The sequence below is a fragment of the Peribacillus sp. ACCC06369 genome (assembly GCF_030348945.1).
In the GTDB taxonomy this organism is placed as follows: Bacteria; Bacillota; Bacilli; order Bacillales; family DSM-1321; genus Peribacillus.
This window is the reverse complement of the sequence record NZ_JAUCEN010000002.1, coordinates 4,032,157-4,045,483: the sequence shown is the minus strand read 5'-3', so window position 1 is coordinate 4,045,483 and position 13,327 is coordinate 4,032,157. Positions and strand designations below refer to the sequence as shown.

15 protein-coding genes and 1 pseudogene are annotated in these 13,327 nt (G+C 42.3%); 11 read left to right on the top strand and 5 right to left on the bottom strand.

The features are described 5' to 3' along the window. The first annotated feature begins 36 nt into the window (after positions 1–36). The 4 genes from QUF78_RS20510 (at position 37) to QUF78_RS20495 (ending at position 3,183) form a co-directional block, all read left to right on the top strand. Positions 37–1,065 (top strand): NADH:flavin oxidoreductase/NADH oxidase, encoded by a 1,029-nt coding sequence (locus QUF78_RS20510; protein WP_289326097.1) that lies wholly within the window; start codon positions 37–39, stop codon positions 1,063–1,065. A 168-nt stretch (positions 1,066–1,233) separates the two neighbouring features. Then, the gene (locus QUF78_RS20505; protein ID WP_289326096.1) at positions 1,234–1,545 is read left to right on the top strand and encodes a rhodanese-like domain-containing protein; all 312 of its coding nucleotides are present in this window, start codon (positions 1,234–1,236) and stop codon (positions 1,543–1,545) included. Positions 1,546–1,849: 304 nt separating this feature from the next. Further along, positions 1,850–2,932, top strand: coding sequence for a tartrate dehydrogenase (locus QUF78_RS20500; RefSeq protein ID WP_289326095.1), 1,083 nt, complete (start codon positions 1,850–1,852; stop codon positions 2,930–2,932). 65 nt (positions 2,933–2,997) lie between these two features. Continuing rightward, entirely contained in the window at positions 2,998–3,183 is a 186-nt protein-coding gene (locus tag QUF78_RS20495; RefSeq protein WP_057913195.1) for a sporulation protein Cse60, read from the top strand. Positions 3,184–3,345: 162 nt separating this feature from the next. Here QUF78_RS20495 and QUF78_RS20490 read toward each other — a convergent pair whose 3' ends face one another. Then, positions 3,346–4,275, bottom strand: a complete 930-nt coding sequence (locus tag QUF78_RS20490) for an SDR family oxidoreductase (protein ID WP_289326094.1) — start codon at positions 4,273–4,275, stop codon at positions 3,346–3,348. A 147-nt stretch (positions 4,276–4,422) separates the two neighbouring features. Here QUF78_RS20490 and QUF78_RS20485 point away from each other — a divergent pair, with 147 nt between their 5' ends. From QUF78_RS20485 to QUF78_RS20475, 3 genes are all read left to right on the top strand, one after another. Next, on the top strand, positions 4,423–4,593 hold the full coding sequence (locus QUF78_RS20485) for a hypothetical protein (protein WP_169803975.1): 171 nt from the start codon (positions 4,423–4,425) through the stop codon (positions 4,591–4,593). A 238-nt stretch (positions 4,594–4,831) separates the two neighbouring features. After that, positions 4,832–5,392: an MEDS domain-containing protein gene (locus QUF78_RS20480; protein ID WP_289326093.1), complete on the top strand. Its 561-nt coding sequence runs from the start codon at positions 4,832–4,834 to the stop codon at positions 5,390–5,392. Positions 5,393–5,411: 19 nt separating this feature from the next. Beyond that, entirely contained in the window at positions 5,412–5,741 is a 330-nt protein-coding gene (locus tag QUF78_RS20475; RefSeq protein WP_483313857.1) for an MGMT family protein, read from the top strand. 85 nt (positions 5,742–5,826) lie between these two features. On the opposite strand, the gene QUF78_RS20470 is transcribed toward QUF78_RS20475, so the two are convergent. Continuing rightward, a complete protein-coding gene (locus QUF78_RS20470; protein WP_289326091.1) occupies positions 5,827–7,092 on the bottom strand; it encodes a BaiN/RdsA family NAD(P)/FAD-dependent oxidoreductase in 1,266 nt (421 codons plus the stop codon). 205 nt (positions 7,093–7,297) lie between these two features. Here QUF78_RS20470 and QUF78_RS20465 point away from each other — a divergent pair, with 205 nt between their 5' ends. Together QUF78_RS20465 and QUF78_RS20460 are read left to right on the top strand one after the other, a co-directional pair. After that, on the top strand, positions 7,298–8,899 hold the full coding sequence (locus QUF78_RS20465; RefSeq protein ID WP_289326090.1) for a putative polysaccharide biosynthesis protein: 1,602 nt from the start codon (positions 7,298–7,300) through the stop codon (positions 8,897–8,899). 124 nt (positions 8,900–9,023) lie between these two features. Further along, complete coding sequence (locus QUF78_RS20460) at positions 9,024–9,746, top strand: pseudouridine synthase (protein ID WP_289326089.1); 723 nt, start codon at positions 9,024–9,026, stop codon at positions 9,744–9,746. Between the two features lie 84 nt (positions 9,747–9,830). On the opposite strand, the gene QUF78_RS20455 is transcribed toward QUF78_RS20460, so the two are convergent. Continuing rightward, positions 9,831–10,052 (bottom strand): DeoR family transcriptional regulator, encoded by a 222-nt coding sequence (locus QUF78_RS20455; RefSeq protein ID WP_034309346.1) that lies wholly within the window; start codon positions 10,050–10,052, stop codon positions 9,831–9,833. A gap of 558 nt (positions 10,053–10,610) precedes the next feature. Here QUF78_RS20455 and QUF78_RS20450 point away from each other — a divergent pair. Both QUF78_RS20450 and QUF78_RS20445 read left to right on the top strand, forming a co-directional pair. Continuing rightward, a complete protein-coding gene (locus tag QUF78_RS20450; RefSeq protein ID WP_289326088.1) occupies positions 10,611–10,946 on the top strand; it encodes a hypothetical protein in 336 nt (111 codons plus the stop codon). A 368-nt stretch (positions 10,947–11,314) separates the two neighbouring features. Then, positions 11,315–11,617: a hypothetical protein gene (locus QUF78_RS20445; RefSeq protein ID WP_289326087.1), complete on the top strand. Its 303-nt coding sequence runs from the start codon at positions 11,315–11,317 to the stop codon at positions 11,615–11,617. Between the two features lie 65 nt (positions 11,618–11,682). On the opposite strand, the pseudogene QUF78_RS28065 reads toward QUF78_RS20445, so the two are convergent. Further along, positions 11,683–11,841 (bottom strand): annotated as a pseudogene (locus QUF78_RS28065) (IS110 family transposase); the annotation flags it as partial. Between the two features lie 17 nt (positions 11,842–11,858). Continuing rightward, positions 11,859–13,226 carry an APC family permease gene (locus tag QUF78_RS20435; RefSeq protein ID WP_289326086.1) on the bottom strand — a complete coding sequence of 456 codons (1,368 nt, stop codon included), beginning with the start codon at positions 13,224–13,226 and terminating at the stop codon, positions 11,859–11,861. Positions 13,227–13,327: the final 101 nt, after the last annotated feature.

The window sequence follows — 13,327 nt, the reverse complement described above, 5'->3', positions numbered from 1 at the left end:
CATGTGCATGCATTATATAAAAAAGGAGATAAAATTATGAAAGATTTATTTTCACCTTATCGCATAAATGAACTTGAACTTAAAAATAGGATCGTCATGCCGCCGATGTGCCAATACTCCGTCGAAGCGGAAGATGGTATCCCGACAAACTGGCATCAGCAGCATTATGTAAGCAGGGCAGTTGGCGGCACGGGATTAATTATAGTGGAAATGACCGATGTAGAGCCTGATGGACGTATTTCGAATCGCGATCTTGGATTATGGTCCGACGATCAAATTGATGCTTTCTCCAAAATTGTTAAGGAAGTACATCAATACGGGTCAAAAATTGGGATACAAATTGCCCATGCAGGACGTAAAGCGCAAGATGCCGAAACTCCGGTGGCACCATCAGCCATAGCATTTGATGAAACGTTTAAAACACCAAGAGCTTTAGAAACGGAAGAAGTAAAGGAAATGGTCGATAAATTCCGTGCTTCCGTCAGAAGGGCTGTTCAAGCAGGATTTGACGTAATTGAACTTCATGGTGCACATGGGTATTTAATCCACCAATTCACATCACCGCTTACGAATAAACGTGAAGACGAATACGGAAAAGACCTGACTAAATTTGGAGTGGAAGTCATTAAAGCAGTGAAAAGCGAAATGCCTGCCGACATGCCTTTAATCATGCGCATATCTGCAAAGGAATACGTTGAAGGCGGATATGGTCTTGAAGAAAGCATTGCATTTTCAAAAGTCTTTAAAGAAGCAGGCGTGGATATGTTCCATGTAAGCTCTGGTGGAGAAGGTCCGATTGGGGCAGACGGAAGACCGGGTACGCATGCCAGCTATCAAACGCCGTTGGCCAGGGAAATTAAAAAAGCTTTGGATATTCCGGTTATTGCTGTTGGCCGATTAGATGATCCGATTCTTGCAAATTCAATCATCGGTAATGAAGAAGCCGATTTAGTAGCCGTAGGCAGAGGGATGCTGCGAAACCCTTACTGGGCACTTGAAGCGTCTAAAGCTTTGAATAAAGAAACGGAGATCCCTAAACAATATCAACTGGGATTCAAGCATTGATATAGATTCAATCCTGAAAACGTCAGCGAATAATTTTATTCGCTGGCGTATTTAGTTGGATCAAATTATCGATGGGAAATTTCATCAGGAGATCCATTAGGTGATGTTTATCTGGAAATTTTGTTATAATGAATAAGATAAATCAAACGATAATTCGAGGTGCTAATTATGGAAGATATCAAAATCATTACAACTGAAGAAGTGGAAGCCATGCTTGAGGCAGGCGAAGCGATGGAACTTGTCGATGTTCGTGAAGACGAAGAAGTGCAAGAGGGAATGATCGAAGGAGCGAAGCATATTCGCATGAATGATATCCCGGAAAATCTTGACTATTTTGATAAAGAAAAAGAATATATTTTTATCTGCCGTTCTGGACGCCGCAGTGAAAATGTATGCCATTATCTTCAGGAACAAGGATATAAAGTGGCAAACATGGTTGGCGGAATGCTTGAGTGGGACGGCGAAGTCATCGTTAAGTGAAGTTCTTTAAAAAAACCTGTTACTTTTGTAAGCGGAAATCCAAGAATGTTACGGCATATCTGAATGAAGAAAGAAAAAAGATCGCGGTTTGTTCACAATGCCGTGAATATGCGGAAAGACGCGCATTTTTGAAGGCGTGAAAAAAAGGTCCTTTCATCATGAAAGGGCTTTTTTTCATTATGGACATTTTCGATAAAACTTTCCCGTTCACCTGTACGCGTTCCATTAGGGCCCTGGAAGCAAACGTTATATGTTAAAATTAGGTTGTTGAAATCAGAAAATATAGAAAAAGGAGAGTTGAAGAATGAATGTTCATAAAATAGCGGTCATTGCGGGTGACGGTATAGGTCCTGAGGTGATTAATGAAGGTGTGAAGGTCCTTAAAGAAGTGGCTGGAATTGCCGGGGATTTTTCTTTTGAGTTCACATATTTTCCATGGGGCTGTGAATATTATCTTGAGCACGGCAAAATGCTGCCCGACGACGGACTGGAACAACTGATGAAGTTTGACGCCGTGTATCTTGGGGCGGTCGGTTATCCTGGTGTCCCTGATCATATTTCATTACGTGAACTCCTGCTGAAAATCAGAAAGCAATTTGACCAATATGTGAATGTTCGACCAGTCAAATTGCTTCAAGGTGCACCTTGTCCATTAAAAGACGTGACTCGTGACCAAATCGATATGGTTGTCATCCGTGAAAACAGTGAAGGGGAATATTCCGGTGCCGGTGATTGGCTTTTTAAAGGCAAGCCAGAAGAAGTCGTCCTGCAGACTGGGGTCTTTTCACGAAAAGGAACGGAGAGAATCATCCGTTATGCGTATGAACTGGCGCGTAAGACAGGAAGGACGCTAACGAGTATAAGCAAGGCAAACGCATTGAATTATTCAATGGTCTTTTGGGATCAGGTTTTTGAAGAAGTCGGACAGGAGTATCCGGATGTAGAAACGAATTCCTATCTGGTCGATGCAGCGAGCATGTTTTTTGTCAAACAGCCCGAACGATTTCAAATCGTTGTCACTTCCAATTTGTTTGGTGACATCATCACGGATTTAGGTGCGGCCATTGCAGGGGGGATGGGACTGGCAGCAGGAGCCAATTTAAACCCGGAACGGATTTATCCTTCGATGTTCGAACCGATTCATGGCTCAGCCCCGGATATTGCACATCAAGGCATCGCCAATCCACTTGCGGCCATATGGTCCGCCAGTCAGATTCTCGATTTCTTCGGGCATGAGGATTGGGGAGCAAAAGTGTTGGGCGTGATCGAACGGGTGATGGTCGATAAAAAGTCGCTGACACCCGATATGGGCGGGGGAGCCTCTACAGAAGAAGTCGGGGATGAAGTGGTTGCATTATTATCCACTTTACAAAAAAATCGAGTATAATCCTCATGAAAAATGGGCATCCTGCACAATAACTATCATTATAGTAAAAGGGCAGGGGAAAGCCGATGATTCAAGTTAAATTATTCGATTATGAGCATGAAAAGGATCTAGAGGATGAAATGAACGTTTTCTTGGAAGACATCCGTGATAATCAAATCGTCGATATCAAGTACAATGTCGCCACTACAGGTGAAGAGGAAGAGGAACAGATTTACTGTTTTAGTGCGATGATCATCTATAAGAAAAAATAAAGGAGGCTTTGCCCTACCTTTATCCGTACATATAATCAACATGAGACTACCTATTGCTGCAAGGCGGGCAAACCAAGGTAGTCTTTTTCCGTGAATGCCAAGAAAGTGGACTCCCAAAACCTCTTGCGTTTCAGGGAAGGGAGAATTATTCGGTGTGGAAAGTTAGGATGATGTAGCTTCCCCGCCGTTGACATGAAGTGTTTGTCCTGTCACAAAACGGGAATCATCGGAAGCGAGATAGACAAAGGTGGGAGCCAGTTCGAATGGCTGGCCTTGACGCTCCATCGGGTTCTCGACCTGTGTCACTTCGTCTGCCGAGAAACTTGCCGGGATGAGGGGTGTCCAAAACCTTCCAGGCGCAATGGCGTTCACCCGTATGCCTTGATCGACAAGACTATTTGCCAAGGCACGGGTAAAACCAATGTTGGCCCCTTTAGTCGCCGTGTAATCAATTAATTGCTTATTCCCATTAAACGTCACGACGGAGGATGTATTAATGATGGAGGAACCAGCTTTTAAATGGGGAAGGGCAGCACGGGTCGTGTAGAAGTGGGAATAGATATTCACTTTAAAGGTATCATCGAATTGCTCATCCGTAATATCAAGCAAGCTTAATTGCTGAAATTGAATACCCACATGGTTACAAAGAATATCGAGCTTCCCGAATGTTTCGATGGTGTCTTCCACGATATCGATACATTGCTGTTTATCCCTTAAGTCACCAGGCAGCAGTAAGCAACGTTGTCCAAGCTCTTCAATTCTCGTTTTAGTCCGATTGGCATCCTCATGTTCATCCAGATAAGCGATGGAGACATCTGCGCCTTCTTTAGCAAAAGCGATGGCAGCCGCCGCACCAATCCCACTGTCACCGCCAGTTATCAATGCCACCTTTCCTGTTAATTTTCCGCTTCCTCTATAATTGGGATTTTCAATGATGGGCCGGGGCACCATTAATTTTTCCACACCAGGTTGGCGGAATTGGCGTTGCTCCGGAACTGTAATGGGAACGTCTTGATAACGAGTGATCTTTCCATAATTCGGATGCATGGGATAGCCTTTTTCTGATGATTTCTTTTTCTTATCTTCTGCCATGAGGAGTCCTCCTAAAAGAATTTAGTCGGATTACTTTATGTCGATCAGGTAAGTGCCGTGCATGAAGAACATGTTTGGGTACGGGCTCGTTGCCGTGCAGTTTCGAATATGCTGTAGGGGAGAAAAAAAGTTTTTGGAGGCCTCTATATGCCCTATTATTATAGTGAAGAAGTGAAGTTGCTATTGGTCGAACAATCCGATGAAAAAGTGGAGTTGTTATATGATTCCAACCCAAATACCTTTGAATTGCCCCTCATAGGACCAAGACCGCCCTATTATTATAACCCGCGCTATGTGCCGTATTATCCTGTGATTTAAGTACGTACATCAAAAAGGAAAAAGGCATTTAAGAACGAGTCTGCTGTATTGGGCTGCCTTGGTCTTTTGATGAGTGGACTTGAAGCAGCCTCAGTTCGACTTCCCAATCAAAAAAGAGTAGGCATAAATTAGGAATAACCAATAAAATTCTTCTGTGAATTTTACAAACACAGAGATAATGGGTAAAGTTAAACATAATACATAGTGCGGACTGGTGTATTTAAAGGGGAGATTCATTTTGGATAACAATATGAGACAACTAATAGAAACTATACAGCAATCGGATGGGGGCCATATCTTATACTGTTTTAATGAATTGGAAGCCTACGTAGAAAATGAAGCAACATTCATCATTGCCGGTGTTGAACAGGGAGACCACATCCTGATTGTCGAAAATGACCGTATCTTTCCTTTGGTGTACAAAAAATTGCAGCTTCATTTAAATGAGGAGCAATTGGAGAAAGTGCATCTTATTAATAATTTTGATTTTTATTGTTTTCATGGAGACTTCCATCCTTCGACGATGGTTAATTATTTCTTGGAAAATATCGATACATACTCTAAACGGAATCAACTCGTGCGGACATGGGGACATGTTGAATGGGGCCATGACGATCAAGTCAGCGTAGCAATAGGTGAATATGAAAAAGGAATCGATAAATTGATCAAAGAACGAGGGTTGATTTCTGTTTGTGCGTATGATGACTGCAGAGTGCCTTCCGAACTAAAAGCAAACTTGATCAAGCATCATGGGGTCCTGGTAACCGATGAAAAAATTACGATATTGGCTAACGGATAGAACAAAGGGGAGAGTTATTTTGGAAAGTTTTACTGAACGGGTGATTAAAATCATTCAACATATCCCTTCCGGTAATGTGATGACATATGGTCAAATTGGACAGCTCGCCGGAAGTCCGCGCGGTGCAAGGCAGGTCGTAAGGATCCTTCATTCAAGCAGCAAAAAACATGACCTTCCCTGGCATCGGGTAATCAATGCAAAAGGAGAAATCGGTATAAAAGCGGACGGCGCCGCAGAACACCAGAAAGCGATGCTCGAGAGTGAAGGCGTCATATTCACGAAACGGAATACCATTGACCTCGAAGCTTTTCGCTATCATCCAGAACTTTTTAACGGAATGTCGGAATAAAAGAAGTGGTGGCAAGTGCGCCTACGCCGGAAATGCGAAATCACATCTAAAAGAGGCAATCCAAATGGATTAGCCTCTTTTAGAATTATGAACGGGCATATATGGCAGCATTCATTCCGGCGAGTCTTCCGGTTACTAATGCCGAGGTGATATTGTAGCCGCCTGTGTATCCGTGTATATCCAGGATTTCACCGCAGAAATACAGTCCATCCATTAGTTTGGATGCCATTTCTTTTGGGTGAATTTCTTTGACGGATACGCCGCCGCCCGTGACGAAGGCTTTTTCCAGCGGCTGGGTGCCGTGTACTCCGAATTGGAAGTCCTTGCATAGTTCAGCAAAGCGGCGGATTTTTTCATTTGATATCGTCGCTCCTTGTTCTTGAAGGTCGATGCCGCTACGCTCAAGCAGGAAGTGAAGGTATCGTTCAGGAACTAAACCTTTTAAGGTGTTCTTAATGGCTTTTTTCGGTTCGGCTTTGATTTCCTTCATGATGTCTTGAAAAACCTCTTCCTTGTTTCTGTCCGGAAGGGCATCGAGTTTCATTGGCACTTCCGATAGGTTCCATTTTTTCATCGCTTTCACGACGAATTGGCTGCATCTTAGAACAGCTGGACCGGAGACGCCAAAATGGGTGAAGAGCATATCCATTTGGTGTGTAATCAGGGCCTTGCCTTTTGGGTTAAGGACACTCAATGAAACATCCCGAAGTGCGAGACCTTGAAGCATTCGATTTTTAATGAATGTTTCATGGCTTAGTACGGGAACTTCAGTTGGGAACAGTTCGGTAATCGTATGCCCCGCCTTCTTAGCCCATGCGTATCCGTCGCCGGTTGAACCGGTGTGAGGAACTGATTTTCCACCGACTGCTATCACGACTGCATCCGTGTCAATGGTCTGTCCATCTTTTAACCGGACACCGCTTGTTTTTCCATGTTCATAGAGAACTTCCGCAACTGGGGAGTTCTTATAGATTGTTACTTTTAAATTCGACAGGCGCGTCAGTAGCGCATCCACGACACTTTGCGCTTTATCGTTGACCGGGAACATCCGCCCATGGTCCTCTTCTTTGAGGGCCACGCCCAATTTTTCAAAGAATTGAATAATGTCTTCATTATTAAACTCTGAGAAAGCACTGTATAGAAATCGCCCGTTTCCAGGGATATGCTGAATGATTTCATCGATTGAGAGCCTGTTCGTCACGTTGCAGCGTCCGCCGCCCGAGATTGCAAGTTTCCTGCCAAGCTTCTCGCCTTTATCCACTAACAATACATGGGCGCCCTTTTCCCCGGCCGCTATTGCTGCCATCAATCCGGAAGGACCACCGCCAATTACCACTACATCATATTTCAAATTGATCACCACTTTATCATTTTCAGTCCCTTCATTATATAGCAAGTGCCCGTCAGATTGCGAATGTAGAAAAAAAGGAATTATTTGTTTGTGTATTATCTTCGAAAACGATAAACTTGATTGTAGTTTTCTATAGAAAAAATACTTTAATATGATAAGATAAAGAGCGTGTGAAACGTAACTGACAGAGGCAGGAAGGGATTAGATGTCATCTAAGTTTTTAAAAGGGGCTTTTATATTAACGCTGGGAGCGATTATTTCCAAGGTACTTGGTTTATTTTACGTCATCCCATTTGAACATATGGTTGGGAATAAAGGGGCTACCCTGTATCAATATGGGTACGTTCCATATACCATTTTCATTAGCTTTGCAACGGCAGGCATGCCGCTTGCTGTTTCTAAATTCATTTCGAAGTATAATGCGCTCGAGGAATACGCCGTCGGTGAGAAGTTATTTAAATCGAGTCTGAAATTAATGGTTGTCACCGGTTTTCTCGCTTTTTTGGTTCTTTATACGATGGCACCGATGTTTACTGGAGTCTTCGGGGTCAAGAAGGAAGATGTCAGTGATGTCACGGAGATCATACGGGCAGTCAGCTTCGCCTTGATTTTTGTACCGTTCATGAGTATCATCCGCGGCTTCTTTCAAGGTCATGAAGCGATGGAACCAACGGCCATCTCTCAGGTTGTCGAACAAATTGTCCGCATTGTGTTCCTTCTGGCCGGTGTGTATGTTGTTTTAAATGTCTTGGATGGAGAGTTAGTGAAGGCCATCCAAATGGCTACATTCGCGGCGACGGTTGGGGCTGTCGGCGGTTTAGTGGTGTTATTTTGGTATTGGAAAAAACAAAAACCCCATTTGGACAGCTTGATGAAGAAAGACCGGGGGACGATGGACATTTCCCTGAAGGAAATCTATAAAGAAATATTTCTGTCGTCGATTCCTTTCATATTCGTCGGAATCGCGATGCCAATGTTTCAGTTGGCGGACTTGCTGTCTTTCAATAAGGCGATGTCGGCCATCGGGCTGCAGCATGTCGCAGAAGATGCCCTTGGGGTGTTGAATGTATATGCCCAAAAGCTTGTCTTGATTCCCATGACGCTTGCAACCGGGTTTTCAATGGCGCTTCTGCCCTCGGTGACGAAGGCTTATGTAAGCGAGGATTCGGAAGAGTTAAACCGCCAGCTGAACCAAGCCTTCCAGATTTTGTTGTTCATTACGATCCCTGCGGTCGTTGGCATGTCGGTACTGGCCGATCCAATCTATAGTGCCTTTTATAGCCATGATCCACTAGGAATCAGTGTCCTGAAGGCATATGCGCCCGTTTCCATCTTGTTTGCACTTTTTTCCGTTTCGGCGGCCGTTTTACAAGGCATCAATCAGCAGAAATATACGGTGCTCAGCCTGCTTGTTGGCTTTTTAATCAAATTGAGCTTGAATATCCCGATGATCAAGTTGTTTGAAACGGAAGGATCCGTTTATGCCACGGCATTCGGCTACTTGGCTGCTGTACTGCTGAATTTGTATATCATTACTTACTTTACTGGATATCGTTACAGCCTTACCATCAGAAGATCTGTTTTGATCTCTGTTTTTTCAATAATTATGGGACTGGCTGCATGGGGCATGAACAGTTTATTATCGCTGTGGCTTACAACGGAAGGGCGCTTTCAAGCGATTTTGATCGTGGCCATTTGTGCAATCTTTGGAGCGCTCATTTATGCGGCACTTTCCTTGAAAAGCAAACTTGCCCATCGTTTGTTCGGTACCCGGATCGATCGGTTAAAAGCTAAATTGGGATTATAAGATAGAAGTTTGATGTGTAAAAAAAAGGGTATGATAAAATGAATCCCCAGATTAAAAATATATTGGCCTTGCCTGTCATTAAAGTGGGCAAGGCTTTTTACTGAAAAGGCTTTAGGAGGAAACGATGAGAATTGATAAAATTTTATCCAATATTGGTTATGGCAGCAGGAAAGAAGTGAAAAAGCTCCTGAAATCCGGCGCCGTGAAGGTCGATGAAAGGGTGCTGAAGGATCCGAAAGAGCAAGTGGACCCTGATACGGAAGTCGTGACCGTCCATGATGAACGGGTTGAATATAGGGAGTTCATATATTTAATGATGAATAAACCGCCAGGCGTATTGTCGGCAACGGAAGACAAACACCAAGAAACGGTCATCGACATCTTGGAGCCAGAGGATTCAGTATTCGAGCCATTTCCTGTAGGCCGTCTGGATAAGGACACAGAAGGGTTATTGCTTATCACAAATGATGGAAAACTTGCCCACCAATTGCTTTCCCCGAAGAAACATGTCCCTAAAACATATTTTGCGGTCATTGATGGCGAAGTGACGGAAGAGGATATTGAGGCATTCCGCAACGGCGTGACCTTGGATGATGGGTACGAAACAAAACCAGGTGAATTGAATATTTTAAAATCAGGTCTGACTTCGGATATCGAGCTGACGATCATGGAAGGAAAGTTCCATCAGGTGAAGCGGATGTTTGAGGCCGTCGGCAAACGTGTCGTCTACCTAAAGCGTCTTTCCATGGGAAGTTTACAGCTTGATGAGGAACTTGAGCTTGGTGAGTACCGTGAGCTAACGGCGGAAGAGCTTGAACAGTTAAAGGCGGGGCAGCCTGCTGAATGAATATAGGCATAAAAAATGAGGCGGACAAATATTGTCCGCCTCAAAGTATTTTACATATCGATCTTGTTCGGGTGGTCGTTCTTTTTACGATGACATCTTCACCTTTTTACTTGTTGTCGTCCAAAGGCCACGGCTTGGGCTTTGAACAAGGTCATTGTATGCTAAGACATTTAAATCGCGCTGCACAGTTCGAGGAGTGATGCCAAATTCTTCTACAAGCTCTTGAGTAGAAACCGTACCGTTATTACTGATGAACATATAAACGGATTTAATACGGGTTAACATGCGATTTGTTGAAGGTTTCAAAAAATCACTCCTTATTCTTTTCATTGTTATTCTGAACAAATGAAAACAACCGATATGTCGGACAGCATTTCAGCTGTCACTATGTACTTGCTATACCCACCCTATAACTCCTCGGAAACATTGGAAAAAATAAGATGTCATTAGCATCATTTTACTCCTTTACAAAAGCAAATTCTATAAAAAGATGCTAATTGACTAAATATTACATTTATTATATCAAATTTTAACAAAATTATTCTCTTTACATATATAAAAATTAATAAGATTGTGTTGTGCCATTTGTTCATACTCATATTTTGCCAATAAACGATTCTAAATATGCATAAAGGGATGCACACAGCTCGAACGTTGACTATGAGGCATATACATGTTATTTTACTTAAAAAGGATCACTAATCGTAACAGTTACGGTTTGTGTGAGGATACAGGAATTGCTTGATGGCTTGGGGTTACGATGTCATAATGAGGTGTGAAGGGCAGTATAACCTTTTCATACATGATCTAAAAAGAATGTAAATATAAACAAATTCGAGGTAGAGCCATATGAACGAAAGATTAATGGAGTTTTTATTGCGCGACGAAGTGACCAGACTTTCTGGCGTGAAAAAACAAGTGTATGAATTCATCGTGAATGAGGAAGATTATCTTGCCTCGAAGGCGGACACGGTCGATCAATTCATGAGATTGCTGGTAAAGCATTCTCCGCCCAGGCTCGCAGCCCGTCATTTCAATATGCCTTATGGGGAAATCATTCGTTTCATGAATGAAATAGAAGATGAGTTGAATGAGAGATTAGAGGAAAGATGCAAGAAAGTGAAGTGGATGGACTACACGGAAAAGGACCAGCAGGCATTTGTGGAATATCATAGAAAGTTATATCTTTTCGTAAATTAATAAATTGGATGATGAAAATGCCCTCGGTATGAAAGGGCATTTTTTTATTTGTCCGGAACCATTAAACGAGAATCCAGCACAACCATTCCTTTAAATCCAAAGATCCAGTAGAAATGCGGGAAAAGCGCGTCCAAGGGAGTCCCCGCAGGCGCAAAAGCGCCGAGGAGGCTTCCCGGACCGCCCGCGGAAAGCGAGTACCTGAAGTGGAAATCAATGATTGGATTTTACAAACCCTCAAGAAAACGTTCCAGTTGATTTCAGAAATCCGCTCCCCTTTCCGCCGACTGTCTGCCAAGCCACATCAAAGCAAGCGCCTGCGGGGTCTCGGCTAGCCAGGTATTCGGCAGGAGTGACGCAAATTTCTTCAATTGAAGTTAACGGCATCAAGGAAGGTAGTGAAGGTAGGGGATACCATTTCCGATATGAAAGAAGGAGTGAATGCTGGAGTATGGACGGTCGGAGTCATTGTCGGAAGCTCCGAGATGGGATTGAGTTTGAATGAGTATACAAGTTTACCAGAACTTGATAAACAAAATCTCATCTCTAAAACGGCAGACACCTTTATGAAAAACGGTGCCGACTTTACCGTCAAAACGATTGAGGAATTACCTGAACTCATAGATACCATCAACCTTCTTATATCAGAAGGGAAGAGACCTCGTTCAAGCTAACTCCCAGTGCCAAAAAAAAGTGCAGCATCTCTTTCACCCATGAGTGGGGATGAGGGATGCTGCACTTTTTCACTTTTGGACTGGGTTCTATCTCGATTCTCTTTATTTCTTTTCACAAGGTGAGGATTGACTTACTACATCAATCTTTTCGTTAGATAACCATTCGATAGATTAATCCAGTAATGACCTGTATGTCTCATACCGACAATAGTCGTGTCTAAGCTGCATTTTTATCTTATTTTCAAGCATCCTGGCTTTTTAAATCTACATCATAATTTTCTTCGATTTTCAATTGTGGTGGCTGTTTTTTAAGTCCCTTTGTCAATACAAGTAAATAAATGAAGCCTATTATTAACCAACTTACTCCAAGTATTTTTGAGTGCACATCAAGATTCACAAGTAGTAAAATATCAAGAGCAGCTCCAATAAGAGGCACAAATAAATATAAGATAGTTCCTTTTACCGAACGTTCTCTATTTCTAATATAATAATGAGCAATTACGGCAATATTAACACAAGTATACGCAAGAAACGCCCCGAAATTAATGAATGATGCTACAAGATCTAAACTTAAAAATAAAGCAAGCAAAGAGACAGAACTAATGATCAGGATATTATTTACGGGTGTTCTATATCTCGGATGCAGGGTGCCAAAGAACTTTTTAGGAAACTGTCCATCTCGCCCCATCGTATAGAGGACTCGTGATGCACTTGCCTGGGACGACATGGCACTACCCAATACAGCTAATGCGTAAAGCGCAAGATATATTGAGTACATCGCCTTTCCACCAACAAGTTTAATAATTTCGTAGGCAGCCGAATCAGGATTATTAAATGTGTTATATTCTGGCCATACAAGATATGAGAAATATGCAACACTTGTAAAGATTAAACCACCACCAAGAGTAATTAAAATAACAGCTCGGGGAATCGTTTTCTTAGGGTTCACTGTCTCTTCAGCAAACGCTGTAACTGATTCAAATCCAAGGAAACAAAAGCATAATAAAGCTGCTCCAGCTATTGTATAAGAAAAGGGTTCTTTCGAATTATAGAATGGCTCAAGAGATAAAAGAGTTGCCGTGCCTTCGCCCATAAAAATTTCCTTAATGGAAAAACCTATAAAGATAAGGATAAAAAGTAAAGCGAAAATCGTTATGAATGCGTTTACATTTGTAGCAAACTTCAATCCTTTAATATTAATAAAAGTGACGAGCACCAGCATACCTGCAATCCAGATGTAACTTGGAATTGTAGGAAAGGCTGCTGAGAAAAATATACCAAATACTAAGTAATTTACCATTGGCATAAATAAATAATCCATTAAGATTACCCATCCGACAAGAAATCCAACAGAGGGATTGATCGATTTTTGCGTATAAACATATGCAGAACCGGATGATGGAAACGCAATTGCCATTTTCCCATAACTGTAAGCAGTAAACATCATTACCACTAGAGCAACAATCATTGCCCCCGGAACCATACCGTGGGAAATATTAGCCGCAATACCATACGTAGTAAAAGCTGTGGTTAACCCCATAAATGAAAAACCAAACAACACTACTGGAATGAGTGTCAGTGTTCGATCTGTTTTCCTTAAATTTGACATGTAAAATACTCTCCTCTTTTACCTGATTTAACCTTTTACAAGAAGTGGGATCTATATTATTACGTCCATAGCTTTTTTAATACGTGGTTTTCTAGTAATCA

What these genes read in the sequence shown, in the direction of transcription:
- QUF78_RS20450 (WP_289326088.1), top strand. Translation starts at nt 10,611, where the DNA reads ATGGAGTTTTTATTGCGCGACGAAGTGACCAGACTTTCTGGCGTGAAA.
- QUF78_RS20510 (WP_289326097.1), top strand. Translation starts at nt 37, where the DNA reads ATGAAAGATTTATTTTCACCTTATCGCATAAATGAACTTGAACTTAAA.
- QUF78_RS20505 (WP_289326096.1), top strand. Translation starts at nt 1,234, where the DNA reads ATGGAAGATATCAAAATCATTACAACTGAAGAAGTGGAAGCCATGCTT.
- QUF78_RS20460 (WP_289326089.1), top strand. Translation starts at nt 9,024, where the DNA reads ATGAGAATTGATAAAATTTTATCCAATATTGGTTATGGCAGCAGGAAA.
- QUF78_RS20435 (WP_289326086.1), bottom strand. Translation starts at nt 13,226, where the DNA reads ATGTCAAATTTAAGGAAAACAGATCGAACACTGACACTCATTCCAGTA.
- QUF78_RS20485 (WP_169803975.1), top strand. Translation starts at nt 4,423, where the DNA reads ATGCCCTATTATTATAGTGAAGAAGTGAAGTTGCTATTGGTCGAACAA.
- QUF78_RS20495 (WP_057913195.1), top strand. Translation starts at nt 2,998, where the DNA reads ATGATTCAAGTTAAATTATTCGATTATGAGCATGAAAAGGATCTAGAG.
- QUF78_RS20490 (WP_289326094.1), bottom strand. Translation starts at nt 4,275, where the DNA reads ATGGCAGAAGATAAGAAAAAGAAATCATCAGAAAAAGGCTATCCCATG.
- QUF78_RS20465 (WP_289326090.1), top strand. Translation starts at nt 7,298, where the DNA reads ATGTCATCTAAGTTTTTAAAAGGGGCTTTTATATTAACGCTGGGAGCG.
- QUF78_RS20500 (WP_289326095.1), top strand. Translation starts at nt 1,850, where the DNA reads ATGAATGTTCATAAAATAGCGGTCATTGCGGGTGACGGTATAGGTCCT.